This window comes from Gaoshiqia sp. US2 (assembly GCF_059705485.1).
The window spans coordinates 3,404,081-3,422,096 of record NZ_AP048550.1 but is presented as its reverse complement, the minus strand read 5'-3'; the positions used below and the strand labels follow the sequence as shown (position 1 = coordinate 3,422,096).

The window sequence follows — 18,016 nt, the reverse complement described above, 5'->3', positions numbered from 1 at the left end:
GTCTAAAAAAAAAACTTTAGCCATTTGGATTATTCACCACATTTTGAGGTTTATTGTTCAGGTAAGCCTCAAAATTTGATATGACTACGCGCATCAATCGTTGGCGGGCTTCGTAACTGGCCCAGGCAATGTGGGGTGTGATGAAGCAGTTTTTTGCTTTTAGCAAAGGATTGTTTGCCTGTGCCGGCTCAACCGACAAGACATCCAGACCAGCTGCCGCAATTATTCCGTCATTTAAGGCGTCGGCTAAATCCTGTTCATTGATCAATGGTCCTCGTCCGGTATTGATGAGGATCGCCGATCGTTTCATCCGCCGAATGCTTTCTTTGTTTATAAAGCCTTTATTTTCATCGGTAAGCGGACAATTGATGCTGATAATATCGGATTTACTTAGTAAATCAGTCAATTCTACCTGCTGATAGTCGTCTGGAATAGTTGTTTTTACCGACCGGTTTTGGAAGATAATGTTCATCCCAAATGCTTTTCCCAATAAAGCAACCCGTTGTCCGATTTGCCCAAAGCCGATTATTCCAAGCGTTTTACCGGCCAGTTCGGTTTGCGGGGTCAGGCAAAACGAGAAATCAATGCTGTTTACCCAGGCTCCGTTTTTAACCCGATCGGCATGCAAACCCACCTGGTTGGTGATATGTAGGATATGGGCAAAAACCAGTTGGGCCACCGAGTCGGTACTGTAGGCCGGGATATTGGTCACATAAATTCCGGTTTGGTTGGCAGCATCCAGATCGACCACATTGTAACCTGTTGCCAGCACGCCAATATATTTCAGATCGGGTAAAGCCAAAATCAGCTCCCGGTCCATAATCACTTTATTGGTAAAAGCGGCATGAACGCCCTTAAGCCGCGATAGTCGTTCTTCAGGAAGCGTCCGGTCGTAAACTGTCAGTTCGCCAAACGAGGCTAACAGATCCCAATTCAGGTCGCCGGGATTCAGCGTATATCCATCCAAAACAACAATCTTCATGATTTAAACAATTATTGGCAAGTTACTTGTCTGACTTGATGTAAGTAATCCGAAGGCTGTCCAGTTCGTGAACACTTATGGCAGGAGGCTCGTGGTTTCTCATTTTTTGCAGGACAAAGTTGCCGGTTTTAAGCGCTTCGGCTTTTGAAACAAAGGCCTGCTGCCCGGAAACCGCCGGGATAAATGGCTGATGAATAAAAACCTTATCGCCCAGACTGAGTTGGTATCCCCAACCATTTTCAACTTCAAATGCATCAACCTTGATTTTTTGTTTGGGTTGGCATGAAAAAAATATTACTCCTGAGATGCCCAGGAGTAATACAATCATTTTCAGCTTAGATATTTGAAATCTCATCTAATTATCATTATCATAGTCATTTTGTTCGGCATTCGGTTCAAAACGCCAGAAATCCTCAAAATAATAACTGCTGTTCCGTCCAAGGCCCACATAAGCGACATCATTCAGGACAAAGGCAACAGCTTCCTGGCGCGAAGCTCCCTCCAGGCTTGTTTTTTCCTGCCACAAATCAGTCAGCGGATCATATTCCCAGGTAGTTGATCCCGGAGAACCTTTTCCTCCCGTAGTGATATACCCTTTTCCATTAACGGCAAAAGCAACCGCATAGGATCTTTCCATATTGTAATCATCATCAAATGCCTCAGCTGTATTATCCGAAATATTACGCAATTTTGACCAGATTTCGGTTTCCGGATCGAACGCATGAAAATCGCTAACATACAATCCGTTGTTGACACCACCGGCGATGTAAGCTTTATTATTGATCACAAATACCACGGCATCGCGACGTTTTGAACCGCCCACGCTGGTCGATTCCGTCCATTCGCCTATCGCCGGGTTATAAGCCCACATATCTTTCAGGTAGTTGGTATCATCGCCTGTAGCAACGTATCCGATGTTATTTATGCTGAAGGCAACAGCTCCGCGCCGCGCAGTGCCGCCGAAATCAGCAATCCGGGTCCAGGTATTGTCGGCCGGATTGTATTCCCAGAAATCTTTTAACCGACTTTCGTTATAGCCGGTGCCAACATATAATTTACCGGATGCAGTAAATGCCACAGCGCTTCTTCTGCCAACACCTTCAAAATTGGCTCTCTGTGTCCAATTATCTTTAGATAAGTCGTATTTCCAGAAATCGACTAAATAGTCTTCCCCATCGAAACCGGTTCCAATAAAGGCCTCATTGCCAATCGTTCCGGAAATAGCCCCTGCTCTTGGATTGCCGTTAAAATCGCCAAGCCTTACCCAGTTACCTACTAAATCTTCATCATCGTTGCCACCACACGACGCAACAGATAAAAGAACCGAGAATGCCATCCCAAGCCTGAAAGCGCGGATGGTCCAATTATGCACAAATAAATTTTTTCGAATCATTGCTTAATATTATTCAGTTTTGTAGCAAACATATATGGTTAACGATATCTAAAAAAAAATGATAGACAAAGATATATTATTTTGTGAAAAAACAATAGTCTATCCATATAAGAGTAAACTTAACCGATGAATATTCCAAATTTGTTAAATAAATTCACGCATTTTAACAAAACTTAAGAGACAATCAGGATTAATGCCCTGTATGTCGATAAAATACAGCATTTAAACAAAGATGTTCAGGAGTTAGTCTATATTTCTTTTTCTACTAAAGCCAATGTAATTGCTTTGCATCCACAGTATCTTTTCTTATACTTGCACTTTAAATTATTTCAAACTTTATATGAATAAAAATTGTATCCTGGTATTTCTCCTGATCGTATTGTTCACGTCGTGTAATACCGATGTCGGGAATTTTAAAATTGGAGAGGATCTGATAGAAACCAAGTCCCGGATTGTCATGATTGACACCTTTTCGGTTAAATTATCTACGGTCATTCGTGATTCAATTCCGACGTCAAACACAACGCTTGCACTTATCGGGAAATATAACAATGAGATTACAGGCTCAACAGAAATACGTCATTATTTAAATTTCGACTTAAGCGAAACCTCCGGTTCACTCACCAAAAATGATATTTTTGATTCCATTACGGTGAAACTAAATTATGACAGTTATTATGTTGGTGACACGACACAGGTTCAACAGTTATCCATGCACCGCCTGACCAAACAACTTAAGCTGATAACCGACCCTGACGGCTTTACCTCCCTGTATAATACCAGTTCTTTTAATTTTGAACCGGAACCGGTTGGAACCTATGTGTTCTCGCCCCGTCCGTCGAAAGACAGTATTGAATTCAGGCTGGATGATGCACTGGGGCTCGAATTGATCAACTACATCTTAAATGACCACAACGAAGACGGGGCAAACAGCACCGAGTTGAAGGAGCGTTTAAAGGGGTTTGTTCTGATGGCAGATCCGGATAGTAAGGCGGTGATCGGATACACGTCAAGCAGCGCCAGCATTCAGCTCATCCTGTACACCCACGTACTTGGATGGGATAAGGAGGAGAATACCTATAAGTTTGCCTTGGCTTCAGATGGAACCAACTTCAACCAGGTTATAACCGACCGTTCGGGAACCAACTTTACAGGTTTGACGGGGCAGCGGGAAAAAGTTTCATCGGTACAGGCCAATAACCTGAGTTACCTGCAAGGGACCGCCGGAGTAACTACCCGGATTGATTTTCCGACTTTAAATGAAATTTTCACCTATGGCGACCGCGTGATGATCAGAGCTGAACTGGTGTTAAGGCCATCGCTTAAAAATGACATGAGAAACCTTCCCGGAACCTTGCATTTTTACCGGACTGACCGGATTAACAGCTTTGGCAGCGCGCTCACAACAACCTCGTCGAGCGGAAGCTCAGTAAATGTATCAACAACCTTAGTTTCTGATAATATTTATTTTGAAGACTCGTACTATATTGTTGATATTACCACCTTCCTGCAAAATGAACTGTCGGGTTATTTTTATAATACAAACAATGGCTTATTAGTTACTTTTCCAACTTCCGATCTAATATCAAAAGCAAATTTATTACTGCTGAACGGTGAAAAGTCCGGTAGTCTCAGGCCAAAATTAAATCTCTATTTCCTGAAATATGAATAAGAAGTTATTTATTCTCTGCATTAGTCTGTTAACCGTATATTTTACTTTTCCGGCTAAAGGATTTGCTCAAAACAATAATACCAGCAGCCCCTATTCCATGTATGGATTGGGAGAACTCAGATCGCAAACCAATGCTTTTAATTCGGCCATGGGAAATGCCGGGATCGGCTTAAAGTCGCAACGGTTTTTAAATACAACCAACCCGGCTTCGTATTACGGAATCGACAGCTTAAATTTCATTCTGGAAATAGGCCTTAACGGAAAATTATCCCGTTTTGAATCTCAAGGTAAAACCGGTAAGTTGTCGGATGTCAATTTCAGTTACCTGGCGATGGGCTTCCGGATCAATAAGCGGGTTGCTGCCGGTATCGGCTTAAATCCGTACAGTTCAACCGGCTACGAAATTAATACGATGGCTATCGTTGACGGGACCTTGGCTGAATACCCCCTGGATATAACCGGTTCGGGCGATATTAGCCGGGCATATGCAAACCTTTCGTTTTTGCCTGCCAAAAACCTGGCCCTTGGCGTAAAAACATCTTTCCTGTTTGGTTCGCTTACGCAAACTCAGTATCACAACCTGGCTTATTTCGGAAGTAATTCGATCACGAACGAAACAACCGACTTTTTCCATAATTTTTACTGGGAGTTTGGAGCACAATACACGTTTGATGTCAAAAAATACAGTTTGAGTATCGGGGCGATTTATAATCCCGGTCAGAAACTGGTCACCAAGCGTGAGAACCTCACCTACAACTCTTCCGGCGCTGTTTTCCAGGAAGAATCTGAAAATAATGACGACTTTGTCATTCCCGAAGAGTTTGGTCTTGGTATATCCATCGGCAACAACAAAAACCTGCTTTATGTGCTCGACGGGGGAATTCAAAAGTGGTCGGAACACGATTACGGCATCAAAAGAGTGAAATTGAAAAACAATCCGTATATCCGGACCGGTTTGGAGTATACGCCCTCAACCAACTTTCTGGCCGATTTCTACAAGCGGGTAAATTATCGCGCCGGATTTCAGTATGCCAAATCATACCTCGACTTAAGAAACAACCAGTTAAACGAAACCACAGTTTCTATCGGTTTTGGGTTGCCAATCAGGAACTACCTTTCGCGTATCGATGTGAGCATCGAAGGCGGCCAAATCGGAACAACGGCAAACAGGCTGATTCAGGAACGTTTTATTCGCGTGAGAGTGGGATTATCGCTGAAAGATTTGTGGTTCCAACACCGCAGGTTCAACTAAAAGATAAGACCTGAGACCTCTGATCAAAAAATGTCTATAAGGTAAACCGGTTGACGACTGAGCTTTGAAAATCATCTTTGTAATTATCACCCACGGGAATCCATCGGTCGTGAATGATAATCCGGTTTTTGGTTACTGATTTTATTTTGTTCGTATTGATTATAAACGATTTATGAACACGAAGAAAGTGGCTGACAGGTAAGTTGTCGGCCATTTTTTTCAATGAGTTGAGCGTAATTACCGGCTTATCGTCTGTTTGTGTATAAATTTTCACATAGTCCTTCAATCCTTCGATATATAAAATCTGGTTCATCTGTATTTTCACCGATTTATAATCCGATTTCACCATAATAAAATCATGCTCATTATCCTGATTGTCAGCCGCTTCTTCCCGTTTCATTTTCCGGGTGGCTGTAAACAGGTGGTAGGCTTTGTTGGCCGCCTTCAAAAATCGTTTAAACGGAATTGGCTTTAACAGGTAATCCACCGCATTTAAATCAAAAGCCTCGAGTGCATACTCCGAATAAGCTGTTGTAAAAATAAACATGGGTTTGTTGTCCAGACTACTAATGAACTCCACTCCTGAAACATTGGGCAGATGTATATCGAGAAAGATCAGGTCAATCGTACTTTTTTGCAACACATCCAAGGCTTCGAAAACAGAATGGCATTTCTTTTCCAGTTTTAAAAACGGAATGTGGGTGATATATTCTTCCAGAATTTGTTGTGCTAAAGGTTCATCGTCAATAATAATACACTTCATTTGCTTATTAATTATGAATTAAGGTCATTTAAGCATTCAGGATTACCGGTTCAGAATTAATTCGATCGAATAATGCTGATCAGACTCGGAAATTACCAGGCGATGTTTAGCCGGATATAACAAATCGAGCCGTTTCCGGATATTTTCCAGCCCTACTCCACCGGCATCGTTTTTCATTGTTTTATTTTTTGCCACCAGCGGGTTGGCAACAGTCAGTTTTATTATTTTTTCAACTATGGACAGTTCTATTTTTATGATGCCAGGTTTAGTATAATCGATGCCATGCTTAAAGGCATTTTCCACGAAACAAGAGAAAAGCAAGGGTTCAATCAGAATATCTTCGGGATTCCCTGTCACTTCATATTCAACCTGAACGTTCCCGGCCAGTCTTAGCTTTTGCAAATCGATCAGATTCTTCATATGCCTGATTTCCTTTGTCAGTAATACTTTTTCCGTGTCTGCCTCATAAACCATATACCGCATGAGCGACGACAACTGCATAATCGCATCCGGGGTTTTATCCGATTTTTGCCTGGCCAACGCATAAATTCCGTTTAAGGTATTAAAGAAAAAATGCGGGTTAACCTGCGCTTTCAGATAGGATAACTCGGTTTGTAACGTTCTATCCTCACTTTCTTTTAGTTGATTTTCATACTTAAACCATTTGCGGGTACTATGGATACCCGTACTTACGGCTAAAGAGATCACACTTAAAACAAGCAAAGCGGATCGGGGAAAATAAGCTTGACCATATGCCGGCGATGCGTGTGGGGCAAACTTGTTCGAATCGGCGCATGAAGCCCCGATAAAACATGAAAAATCATTTGCCAGATAAACTAAAAAAAGAATCCCGGCGATCGAAAATCCATAATAGTTCAGCTTTCGGAACGAAAGAAACAAGGGTGTTAACACACAATAATTCAGGTAAAAAACAGCTGGAACAATAACAACCAGCAGAAACAAATAGCTGGCAGGCTGACTTCGCAGTTCCGGCAGGAACAGATAGAACAGGAACGACAGGATTCCCCAAGCCGAAATATTCAATAATATACGAATCAATGAGTTATGCATATTTTCGGATGCCATGAAGCCGGAATTATTTTCGTCGCTACTACCTGCACTCAGGGGCAATGGTGCAAAAGTGAAATATTTTGAGCAGATCTCAAACTATTTAAGTTTTTTTAGAATTTCAGGGATTACCGTGCAGACAGCTAAAAAAAGAGCTGCAATTCAATCATTACAGCTCTTTCCTGATCGTTATTTTACGGGTTAAATCTCCAACAGAAATTGTTCCGGCGCTTTGCCATCAGTCAGCAGGCGCTCCGGATGCTCCAGCAATTCTTTCACCTTTACCAGAAAGCCAACCGAATCTTTTCCGTCAATAATCCGGTGGTCGTACGACAGGGCGACATACATCATCGGCCTGATAACGACTTGACCGTCAACAGCAACCGGCCGGTCGACAATATTGTGCATTCCCAGAATGGCCGATTGGGGCGGGTTAATAATCGGCGTCGACAGCAACGAGCCAAAGGTTCCGCCATTGGTGATGGTAAAAGTTCCCCCGGTGAGTTCTTCCACCGAGATCTTCTTATTCCGGGCTTTTTCGGCCAGTTCTTTTATTTCGAGTTCAATCGCGGGTATCGATTTGCTTTCGGCATTTCGGATAATGGGTACCATCAGTCCCTTGGGGGTTTGAACAGCAATACCAACATCGACAAATTCAGGTGAAATAATTTCTTCTCCGTCTATCATCGAATTGACTGAGGGGTGAAAAGGCATCGCTACGGCCACTGCCCTGGTGAAAAATGACATAAAACCAAGCTTAAACCCGTGTTTTTCGACAAACCACTCCTGGTATTGCTTTCGGATATCTATAACCCGGCTCATATCGACCTCGTTAAAGGTCGTCAGCATGGCCGTTTCGTTTTTCACGGCCACCAGCCGTTCGCTTAATTTACGGCGGAGCATACTCATTTTTTCGCGTTTTTCGTCACGCGAAAATGCCGGCACTTTCGCCGTAAAGGCAATTGTTTGATTTGCCGGCAGGTTCAGCACCGTTTCCACCTCTTTTTTCCCGATCCGTTGCAAACCCTGTATGATATCTTCAACCGACAGGCGGTATTCTTCCATCATCTTTTGGGCAACTGCCGTTGTTTTTACCCGCGAGTACTCCGGTTCTGCCTGCTTTTCAATGGATTCTGTCTTTTTCTCCGGTTCCGGTCGGGATTCTTTAAGCGCGGCGGCTTCCGGTTCCTTTCTCTCCGCTCTTTTTGCCGGGGCAACGCTTGTGTCGATGGTGCAGGCAATGGAGCCAACTGCAACCGTCTGCCCCTCCCCGACCTGAAACTTAATTTGCCCGGCTTCGGGAGCCACCAGGGTTAAAGTTGCTTTATCCGATTCAACTTCTGCTACTTCCTGGTCCTTATCAACCGTATCGCCATCCTCTACCAGCCATTTGCCAAGCTCAACCTCGGTGATCGACTCGCCCGGGGTAGGGATCTTTATTTCAATGATCATATTTTGGTTTTTTATTTGATTAGGCTAATATTTTATCGCCAAATATCTTATTCATAATACCTTCCAGTCGCAGGTTGTGCTGCTTCATTAAACCGCCTGCCGGGCTGCCGCTTTCAGGACGGGAGACCACTTCAAACGGAATGTGGTTTAACTTCCTGTGAATAAATGGCCATGCTCCCATGTTTTCGGGTTCATCCTGTGCCCAAATCATCCGTTCGGCCTTCAGGTATTTTTGAAGGATGGATTCAATCTGCCCTATTGGAAGCGGATAAAGTTGTTCAAGCCTGATAATCGCGGTTTGATCATCGCCGGTATCAATTCTTCGTTTAACTAAATCGTAATACAATTTTCCCGAAGTAAATACCAGTTGCCTGACCCGGTCAGCTTTCGCCATGTGGTCGTCAATCACTTCCCTGAACCTTCCTTCTGCCAGTTCTTCCAGGGTACAGCTTACCAGGGGATGACGCAACAAGCTTTTTGGCGTAAAAATAATCAGGGGCACCCGGGTCTTCCAATTCATATGACGGCGTAAAACGTGAAACAGGTTATCGGGAGTTGTAGGCACAATCACCTGAATATTATTGTTTGCTGCCAGCGTCAGAAAGCGTTCGATACGGGCGCTCGAGTGTTCCGGCCCCTGCCCTTCATATCCGTGAGGCAAATACAACACCAGGTTATTCATTAAACCCCATTTTTCTTCGGCCGACGTAATATACTGGTCGATAATGACCTGGGCCACGTTGCTGAAATCGCCAAACTGGGCTTCCCAAATGGTTAACGCATTGGGTTGGGCCATAGCATAGCCATATTCAAAACCCATCACGCCGTATTCCGATAACAACGAATTGTAAATATGGAAAGGAGCCTGCCCCGGAGATACGTGTTTCAATGGAAAGTATTTTTCGTCCATATCTTCGACGACAAAAACGGCATGGCGGTGCGCGAAGGTCCCGCGTTCTGTATCCTGTCCGCTGATTCGCACCGGATGTCCTTCATTCAACAGGCTGCCGTAAGCCAGCAATTCGGCCATGGCCCAATCCAGCTTATCATCCAGAATCATCATCCTGCGGTCGGCGATAATCCGGTTGATCTTGCTGAAGAAGGGTTTATCCTCGGGAATAGAATTAATCTTTTCGGCCAATTCGATGAGTTTCGACTTGGGTACGCGCGTATCAATCCATTGCGAAAAATCCGACTTCGAAGGTTTATAATAGTGATGGTATTCTTCAACCAGGAACTTTTTAATTTTCAGTTTTTCAATTTTCTCCGACTCTTTGTATTTCGATTCCAGAAACTGGTCAAACTCGTAAATCAGTTGTTTTGATTCCTGGTCGGTCATGATGCCCAATTTATCCAGTTTTTCAGCATAAATATCCCGCGGGTTTTTATGTTTGGCAATAGCGTCGTACAGCAAGGGCTGCGTAAACCGGGGTTCATCGCCTTCGTTGTGCCCGTATTTTCGATAACATAAAATGTCGATAAACACATCGGAGTGAAACTTCTGACGGAATTCCATCGCCAGTTTGATCGTGTAGATGACCGCTTCCACATCATCTCCGTTGACATGGAAAACCGGTGACCGGGTTACTTTGCCCACATCGGTGCAATACGTGCTGGAACGGGCATCCAGATAATTGGTGGTAAAACCTACCTGGTTGTTAATGACCAGGTGAATGGTGCCCCCGGTCCGGTAGCCCTTCAGCTGCGACATTTGGATCACCTCGTAAACAACCCCCTGGGCGGCAATTGCTGCATCGCCGTGAATCACGATGGGCGCCAGTTTACTTTCGTCGCCCCCGTAAAGCGAATCGATGCGCGAACGGGACATGCCCTGAACCAAAGGCGCAACAGCTTCGAGATGCGAAGGATTGGGCACCAGGCTGAGCTTGATCTGATTGCCGGAATCAGACTCCACAACGTTTTCAAAGCCCAGGTGATATTTTACGTCGCCCAACGAAATGTCTTCTTCGTATTCTGTACCGTAAAACTCCTTGAAAATATTTTCATAAGGTTTCTTCATGATGTTGCTCAAAATATTGAGCCTCCCGCGGTGCGCCATCCCGATCACAAATTCGCGAATACCCAGTTCGGCGCCATGTTCAATAACCGCATCAAGCGCTGGAATCAGCGTCTCGGCGCCTTCGAGCGAAAAACGTTTCTGCCCGACAAATTTCTTATGAATGAAATTTTCGAAACCAACAGCCAGCTTTAAATGATAAAAAATGTGTTTTCTTTTCTCATCTGAAAAAGGCTGCGAATTTTTGCTTCCTTCCATCCGTTCCTTCAGCCATTGAACCACTTCAGGATGACGCATGTACATGTATTCGACCCCAATGGAATCGCAGTAAGTTGCCTCCAGATGGGCAATAATATCTTTCAGTTTGGCCGGCCCGATTCCAATGTTGGTGCCAGCCTGAAAAACCTTCTCCAGATCACTTTTTTCGAGGCCAAAGTTTTCGACATCAAGGGTTGGTAAATATTTTCTCCGGGCACGTACCGGATTGGTCTTGGTAAACAGGTGTCCGCGCTGACGATACCCGTGAATCAAATTCAGGATAGCAAACTCCTTATCAATGTGATTTCCTGAAAATTCGGATTTGGCCTGGTAATTTGTTCTGGCCAGCTCAAATCCTTTGAAGAAATATTTCCAGCTATCTGCTACGCTTTCAGGATCTCTCAAATAGTCCTGGTACAACTCTTCAACAGCAGCAATCTCCTGATTGCCCACTTGCGAAAATTTATCCATAGGTTGAAAATTCGGTTTTTACAGATCATTATTAACTTCGATAAAATAACAATCCATTTGATTTTAATGTTTAGTCAGGAACTTTTATTACTTTTCCATTAAATCAAAATTGATGTGATGGAAAAATTTTTGCGCTCACTGTTGGTCTTTTTTCTTTTTTCCCTGTTTATTTACTGGGTTGGCCCACGGCCTCCAAAACCGGTTTTTGATAACCGGTTACAAGCCATTGAGGTCAATTTGCTCACCCTGGAGCAATCCATCCGGGAAAAGGAAGAAGGGCTTCCTGTAAAACCGGAAAACGAAAGCAAAATTATCTGGGCCAACGATTCGTTAAAAGAGAAAACAAGGTATTGCCTCTTGTACCTGCACGGTTTTTCCGCTTCAGCTTACGAAGGTTTTCCGACACATACGAACTGGGCCAAACATTTCGAAGCCAATTTATATCTTCCGCGTTTGGCCTCACACGGGCTTGAAGAGAAAGAACCTTTACTGGATATGACTCCCGACAGGCTTTACGAATCGGCTAAGGAAGCTTTGCAAATTGCCCGTTTGCTCGGCGAAAAAGTGATCATCATGAGTACGTCAACCGGCGGCACACTTTCGCTAAAACTGGCGGCTGATTTCCCCGATTTGGTTGATGGCTTATTACTCATGTCGCCGAATGTGAAGATCAATAACCCGGCTGCATTTTTACTCTCCAAACCCTGGGGATTGCAAATTGCCCGTAAAACCTTTGGCGGTAAATACCGTTACATCAACGAAAATCCGGACGATCCCGAATGTAAATACTGGAACTGTTATTACCGGCTGGAAGCAACCGTTTACCTTCAGCAACTGGTGGAGGGCGCCATGACCAATAAAATTTTCAGGAAGGTTAAAACGCCCGTTTTTCTTGCCTATTATTACCAGGACGAGAACCACCAGGATGAAGTTGTCCGGGTTGACGCCATGCTGGATATGTTCGACAAACTGGGAACTCCCGACTCGCTGAAACAGAAGCAGGCGTTCAATGCCGGCTTTCATGTGATCGGTTGTGGCATGTTTTCCAAAACCCAGGCAGAAGTAGAAAAAGCATTGATCGAATTTGCTGAAAACTATTTTTAAGCATGAACGTTTCCACTATTTTGATTAAAACACACAGGATATCATGAGATTTACAGATCCCCTGTTTTTGTACGCGCTCCTTTTGGTAATCATCCCGATACTGATCCATTTCTTTCAGTTTAAACGGTACAAAACGGTTTATTTCAGCCAGGTCGGATTTTTAAAAGTCATTAAGCAGGAATCGAAAAAGAAAAACGACCTGAAACAACTCCTGATCCTGCTTTCCCGGATTCTGGTTGTCGTCTTTTTGGTCCTGGCCTTTGCCCAACCCTATTTCCCGGCAAATCCCGGTGAACAGCAAACAAACCATCAGCTGATCGGGATTTATATCGACAACTCGTTCAGCATGAAAAATCAGTCGGAAAACGGCGTATTGCTTGAACTGGCCAAAAACAGGGCTATCAACATCGCCAACAGTTACGGCCCGGCAACCCATTTTATCCTGGTGACTAACCAATCGGAAACGGAATACAGACAGGTAATGAACAAGGAACAGTTTGTTGCCGCGGTAGCCCGGATCAAAGAAAGCCCGGCTTCGTTAAAACTCTCCAAGGCGCATCAATTGCTGAATAACTATTTCGAAAAAACAGCGTCAAATACCGGAAAAACCTGTTACCTGCTTTCCGACTTCCAGAAGTATTCCAGCGATTTCAATCAACTAAAAACCGACAGCAGCCAGCAACTGGTGCTGGTACCCTTCGAAACCGGCCTGACCAATAACCTGCTGGTTGACACCTGCTGGTTCGAAAGCCCGGGCCGACGACAAAGCCAGACCGAAACCCTGCATATCCGTGTCCGAAACCAGTCCAATCAAACTTTTCAGAATATTCCGCTACGCCTGTTGATGAACGATTCGTTAAAAGCCGTCAGTTCGCTGACCATTGGACCGAATGAAGATACCGAACTGGAGCTGAATTACCGGAATAATAAGCAGGGCGTTCACCGTGGAAAAGTTGAACTGGACGACTATCCGGTTGTTTTCGATAATTCTTTCTTTTTTTCATACCAGGTGGAGCAAAAGGTAAATGTTTTGGCCATATACAACCAAGAGCAGCAAGCCATTCAACTATTGGAAAAACTCTACCTTGAAGATGAAAACATTCATTTCTCGGCGATGGAGGAAAAAAAGATGCAGCTTAGCCGGATTAATGATTACCAGTGTGTGTTTTTACTGAACCTGGATGAATTGCCGGGAGGATTAAGCGCCGCCTTAATCGAATTTGTGAACAACGGGGGCACCCTTGGTGTTTTCCCCGGAAAAAATGCCAACCTGCCAAATTACAACTCATTTTATCGCCGGCTTACCAACGGGTATATTTCAGCCAAAGATACCAGCCGGCTGAAAATGGCTGTTTTGAACTTCAAACACTCCTTATTTCAGGATGTGTTTCTGCATGAAAATGAGAAGCTTGATCTCCCCTACCTGAATGAATCGTTCCACTTTCGGACGGGGGCAAATACCGTTGAATTCAACGTGATGACCAACAACAACGGGAGTACGGCCATTGCAGAATACCCTTCCGGTTTGGGGCGCTTGTTCCAGTTCAATTTCACCCTCGATCCGCAGTTTACCGACTTTTATAAACAAGCTGTTTTTGTTCCCGTGATGTATAACATCGCCCTGAACAGCTACGAACCGCAAACAATTCAATACAACCTGGCCGACGCGTCGGTTATCGAGTTACGAAAACCCCGCGATTTTACGGAAGGTCAGTTTTTAAGCATTTCCAACGAAACCGGCGGAAAAAGTCAACTCCCGGTTATCGTCAGCCGGACAAATCACTTTCGGATCAATCCGTCGGCATTTATCGGCGAGGCTGGCTTTTACGAGCTAAGCCACGGACAGGATTACCTCAAAACACTCGCTTTTAATTACAGCAGACAGGAATCGTTGTCTGATCGTTATCAAACCGACGAAATAAGGAAAATGACCAGCGACTGGGACACTCAACCTCTGATTGTTGATAGTGAGCAGCCCGATTTTTCGAGAAAAATACAGGAGACCAACCGGGGAACCGAAACCTGGAAATTGTGTATTTTGCTTGGCTTATTGTTTTTGCTGGCCGAACCGGCAATCACTCGCTTTTGGAAGACATAAAGTCGGAAAAAGGAACCGTAAAGCTGAACGTGGCCCCTTCGCCCGGTCTGCTGTAAGCATGGATCTCTCCCCCGTTTTTCCCGATAAATTCGCGACAGATCAGCAATCCCAGCCCGCTCCCGATTTCACCTTCAGTTCCATGCGTCGTTGTATTTTCATCATATTGGAAAATCCGTTCCAGATCCGATTCTTTTATCCCGATACCCTGATCGATAATTGAAAGTTTAACCATGTTCTTATCCAGTTCGCTAACCATCCGGATAGACTGGCCTCGTTGCGAAAATTTAATCGCGTTATAAACCAGGTTGCGGATGACGGTGGCAATCATGTCGCGATCGGCAAAAACCATCAGATTTTGGTGTACATCGATGATCAATTGCTGCGACTTTTCATGGAGGTTGGGACGGGCAAGTTCTTCTACTTCTTTACACAAATCAAGCAAATTAAACCGGGTGCGGAATACCTTGATCCGGTGGGTTTGCGATCGGGTCCAGTGCAAGAGGTTTTCAAGCAGTTTAAACCCTTGTTCCGTGGCATTATTCAGGTCGGTAATAATCCGAAGGATCTCGTCGCGCGAAAACCGCTCGAAGTCTTCACGAAGCAGGCTGGTGTAGCTGATCAGGGCATTAAACGGATTTTTCAGATCGTGTGCGATAATCGAAAAAAACTTGTCGCGGGTGTTATTCAAACGTTTCAGTTCAAGCGTTTTTTCCTTAAGCTGAATGCCCAACTTACGCTCCTTGCGCAACAACAAAAACACCACAACCAGGCAGCTAATAACCAGCAAAATGAATAAATACAAAAAAGACTGTTGCAATTTCCGGCTGATCAGTTCCTGGTGCTGCTGTTGGTTTTGCTGCTGAAGTTGTTCAATTTCACGCGTTTTTTTATCTGCATGGTACTGCGCTTCCAGCTTTCGGATCATTAAGTTTTTCTTCTCTCCGGCAATGCTGTCGTTCACTTCGTTGTATTTGTGATAAAACAGGTGTGCATTTTTATAATCGCCAACTGCCTCGTAATAATCAGACAAATTGTAATATAACTCGGACGACAAGCCAAACAGGTTAAATTTGGACACGAGTTTCAGCGCTTTTTCGAAATACGACCGGGCTAAATCATAATCCTTTTGCTTCAGGTAAATCACCCCGATATTCGTGTAGGTAGTCGCTACGCCGTCCTGGTTATCCATCGCCTGGTACAATTCGAGCGCCCGGGAATAAAAATCAAGGCTTCTTTCATAATTTTTGCGTTCATACTCAATCGTCCCCTGATTATTGAGAATATGAACCACCGAAAGGCTGTCTCCTATTTTCTTCGCGAGGTTGTACAGCTTTTCATTCATGTAAAATGCCGTATCGGGCATCTGTTTTTTATGGTAACAAATCGCCGTATTAATCCCGGTAAGCAACATGCCGGCATCGTCACCGGCCAGGCTGTCAATCCGGTATGATTGCCGGTAAAATTCAATGGCTTTGTCGTATTCTTCCAGATTAATATAAATGAGGCCCAGGTTATTTAAAAACTTACTTTTCAAAGCCTGGTTGTCGCTTTTTTCGGCCATAGCTAAACCGGTATAAAAACAGGCTGTGGCCGTTTCGTAATTACCGGCAAAGTAATTGGCCAGCCCGTAGTAGTTTTGCAAAACAATTTTGGCCGAATCATCTTCCAGTTGTATGGCCAACCGGCTGGCTTCATTCAGATATTCCAGGGTTGTCGGATAGTTATTGGCCGAATCGAGGTAACAATAGGCTAATTCGAGCAAAGCAGCCAGTTTTTCGTGTTGCCCGGAATGGACCAATTTACTTTTTAATAAATCGATATCGACCCCGTGAGCAAACAGGAAAGATTGAAAAGCCAGGAAAAGAACAGGCAACAGGTAAAACTTCTTCATCATAAACAATCATACGCTATTCGCAACCAAATATATAACAAAATAAAATTAGTTGCCTCTGTACATCGGTTTCCGCGCGTTAATAATAAAAAAATGATAACCGGAAATAAGGAAAGTCATTTCAATCCATATTTTTTAACAGATCAATCAGCTTTGATATGAGCCGGATATTTATTAATTCTGTCATAAAGTTTAAATACATAAAGTCTGTCGTTATGAAAAACCTGTCTTCTCAATATTACATCGACCGTGAAAACCAGTATGGCGCCCACAATTATCATCCGCTGCCTGTTGTGCTCGAACGGGGCGAAGGCGTTTTTGTATGGGACGTTGACGGCAACCGATATTATGATTTTCTGGCGGCTTATTCGGCCGTGAATCAAGGGCATTGTCATCCGAAAATCGTTAAAGCGCTGCAGGAGCAGGCTCAAAAATTAGCGCTCACCTCCCGCGCTTTTTACAACAACGTATTGGGCGAATGGGAAGAATATACCGCCAAACTGTTTGGTTACGACCGGATGCTTCCCATGAATTCGGGCGCCGAAGCCGACGAAACGGCCTTAAAACTGTGTCGAAAATGGGCCTACAAGGTGAAAGGAATTCCGCGCAACCAAGCCAAAATTGTTGTTTGTAACGGCAACTTTCACGGGCGAACCATTACCATCATCTCGATGTCGTCCGACCCCGATGCCTACAACGATTACGGGCCCTACACGCCCGGTTTTGTAAATATCCCTTATAACGATATTGAAGCGCTTGAAAAAGCCCTGCAAGACCCCGATGTTGCCGGATTTCTGGCCGAACCCATCCAGGCCGAGGCAGGCGTTTATGTTCCGGAAGACGGTTACTTAAAAAAAGCCGCTGAACTGTGCAAAAAACACCAGGTGTTGTTTATTGCTGACGAAGTGCAAACCGGCCTGGCCCGCACCGGGAAAATGCTGGCCTGCGACCACGAAGGCGTTCGTCCCGATATCCTGATCCTGGGGAAAGCCATTTCAGGAGGCCTTTATCCCGTTTCCTGCGTGCTGGCCGACAATGAAATCATGCTCACCATTAAGCCCGGCGAACACGGCTCTACCTATGGTGGTAACCCAATTGCCGCCAAAGTGGCCATCGCTGCCCTTGAGGTGATTCGCGAAGAAAAGCTGGCCGAAAATGCTACTGGAATGGGCGAACTATTCCGCAGCGAAATGCGCAAAATCAAATCGGAAATGATTGAAATTGTACGCGGAAAAGGTTTATTGAACGCCATAGCCATTAAACCAACCGGCGGTAAAACTGCCTGGGATGTTTGCCTGGCGATGAAAGCGAACGGCATCCTGGCCAAACCCACTCACCAGCACATCATCCGGTTCACGCCTCCCCTGATCATTACCGAAGAACAAATGAACGACGCCATCGGCCGGATTAAAACAACATTCGGCCAGTTGGGGGGATAAGCGTTTTTACTCTGATGCCGATTTGAAGGGTTCTACAAGACAAATCAAAATATGACTAAACTAATTCTGTTTCTTTTAGCTTTATCAGCGGGATGCAGTAGTGCTATTAATAATTATAAGTCTGATCTTAATGAAGTTAGCAATAAATTTGACGAA

General features: G+C 44.3%; 14 protein-coding genes. 6 read left to right on the top strand and 8 right to left on the bottom strand.

What is annotated here, in order from left to right; all coding sequences use genetic code 11:
- Positions 1-16: 16 nt before the first annotated feature.
- The 3 genes from AC6H3C_RS13785 to AC6H3C_RS13775 are packed head-to-tail and all read right to left on the bottom strand — an operon-like array spanning position 17 to position 2,375.
- On the bottom strand, positions 17-982 hold the full coding sequence (locus AC6H3C_RS13785) for a D-2-hydroxyacid dehydrogenase (RefSeq protein WP_497515977.1): 966 nt from the start codon (positions 980-982) through the stop codon (positions 17-19).
- Between the two features lie 22 nt (positions 983-1,004).
- A complete protein-coding gene (locus tag AC6H3C_RS13780) occupies positions 1,005-1,310 on the bottom strand; it encodes a DUF4907 domain-containing protein (protein ID WP_497515976.1) in 306 nt (101 codons plus the stop codon).
- A gap of 27 nt (positions 1,311-1,337) precedes the next feature.
- Positions 1,338-2,375, bottom strand: coding sequence for a Kelch repeat-containing protein (locus AC6H3C_RS13775; protein ID WP_497515974.1), 1,038 nt, complete (start codon positions 2,373-2,375; stop codon positions 1,338-1,340).
- Positions 2,376-2,715: 340 nt separating this feature from the next.
- Between AC6H3C_RS13775 and AC6H3C_RS13770 the strand changes: the two genes are divergently transcribed.
- Positions 2,716-4,047 (top strand): DUF4270 family protein, encoded by a 1,332-nt coding sequence (locus tag AC6H3C_RS13770; RefSeq protein WP_497515973.1) that lies wholly within the window; start codon positions 2,716-2,718, stop codon positions 4,045-4,047.
- Positions 4,040-5,299 (top strand): BamG family beta-barrel-assembly machinery protein, encoded by a 1,260-nt coding sequence (gene bamG / locus AC6H3C_RS13765; protein ID WP_497515972.1) that lies wholly within the window; start codon positions 4,040-4,042, stop codon positions 5,297-5,299. Before AC6H3C_RS13770 ends, bamG begins: the two co-directional genes overlap by 8 nt.
- Before the next feature lie 34 nt (positions 5,300-5,333).
- Here bamG and AC6H3C_RS13760 read toward each other — a convergent pair whose 3' ends face one another.
- Both AC6H3C_RS13760 and AC6H3C_RS13755 read right to left on the bottom strand, forming a co-directional pair.
- Positions 5,334-6,062, bottom strand: a complete 729-nt coding sequence (locus AC6H3C_RS13760) for a LytR/AlgR family response regulator transcription factor (RefSeq protein ID WP_497515971.1) — start codon at positions 6,060-6,062, stop codon at positions 5,334-5,336.
- Positions 6,063-6,104: 42 nt separating this feature from the next.
- Complete coding sequence (locus AC6H3C_RS13755; RefSeq protein WP_497515969.1) at positions 6,105-7,148, bottom strand: sensor histidine kinase; 1,044 nt, start codon at positions 7,146-7,148, stop codon at positions 6,105-6,107.
- Between AC6H3C_RS13755 and AC6H3C_RS13750 the strand changes: the two genes are divergently transcribed.
- Positions 7,147-7,335 (top strand): hypothetical protein, encoded by a 189-nt coding sequence (locus AC6H3C_RS13750; RefSeq protein ID WP_497515968.1) that lies wholly within the window; start codon positions 7,147-7,149, stop codon positions 7,333-7,335. The genes AC6H3C_RS13755 and AC6H3C_RS13750 overlap by 2 nt on opposite strands.
- Here the strand turns inward: AC6H3C_RS13750 and odhB are convergent.
- Both odhB and AC6H3C_RS13740 read right to left on the bottom strand, forming a co-directional pair.
- Complete coding sequence (gene odhB, locus AC6H3C_RS13745; RefSeq protein WP_497515966.1) at positions 7,332-8,582, bottom strand: 2-oxoglutarate dehydrogenase complex dihydrolipoyllysine-residue succinyltransferase; 1,251 nt, start codon at positions 8,580-8,582, stop codon at positions 7,332-7,334. The two genes, AC6H3C_RS13750 and odhB, sit on opposite strands and share 4 nt — an antisense overlap.
- Before the next feature lie 19 nt (positions 8,583-8,601).
- Complete coding sequence (locus tag AC6H3C_RS13740; RefSeq protein ID WP_497515965.1) at positions 8,602-11,328, bottom strand: 2-oxoglutarate dehydrogenase E1 component; 2,727 nt, start codon at positions 11,326-11,328, stop codon at positions 8,602-8,604.
- Positions 11,329-11,445: 117 nt separating this feature from the next.
- On the opposite strand from AC6H3C_RS13740, the gene AC6H3C_RS13735 reads away from it, so the two are divergent.
- Positions 11,446-12,432, top strand: coding sequence for an alpha/beta hydrolase (locus AC6H3C_RS13735; RefSeq protein ID WP_497515964.1), 987 nt, complete (start codon positions 11,446-11,448; stop codon positions 12,430-12,432).
- A 43-nt stretch (positions 12,433-12,475) separates the two neighbouring features.
- On the top strand, positions 12,476-14,530 hold the full coding sequence (locus AC6H3C_RS13730; RefSeq protein WP_497515963.1) for a BatA domain-containing protein: 2,055 nt from the start codon (positions 12,476-12,478) through the stop codon (positions 14,528-14,530).
- Here AC6H3C_RS13730 and AC6H3C_RS13725 read toward each other — a convergent pair.
- Positions 14,508-16,424 (bottom strand): tetratricopeptide repeat-containing sensor histidine kinase, encoded by a 1,917-nt coding sequence (locus AC6H3C_RS13725; RefSeq protein WP_497515962.1) that lies wholly within the window; start codon positions 16,422-16,424, stop codon positions 14,508-14,510. The genes AC6H3C_RS13730 and AC6H3C_RS13725 overlap by 23 nt on opposite strands.
- Before the next feature lie 212 nt (positions 16,425-16,636).
- On the opposite strand from AC6H3C_RS13725, the gene rocD reads away from it, so the two are divergent.
- Complete coding sequence (gene rocD / locus AC6H3C_RS13720; RefSeq protein ID WP_497515961.1) at positions 16,637-17,860, top strand: ornithine--oxo-acid transaminase; 1,224 nt, start codon at positions 16,637-16,639, stop codon at positions 17,858-17,860.
- Positions 17,861-18,016 lie beyond the last annotated feature (156 nt).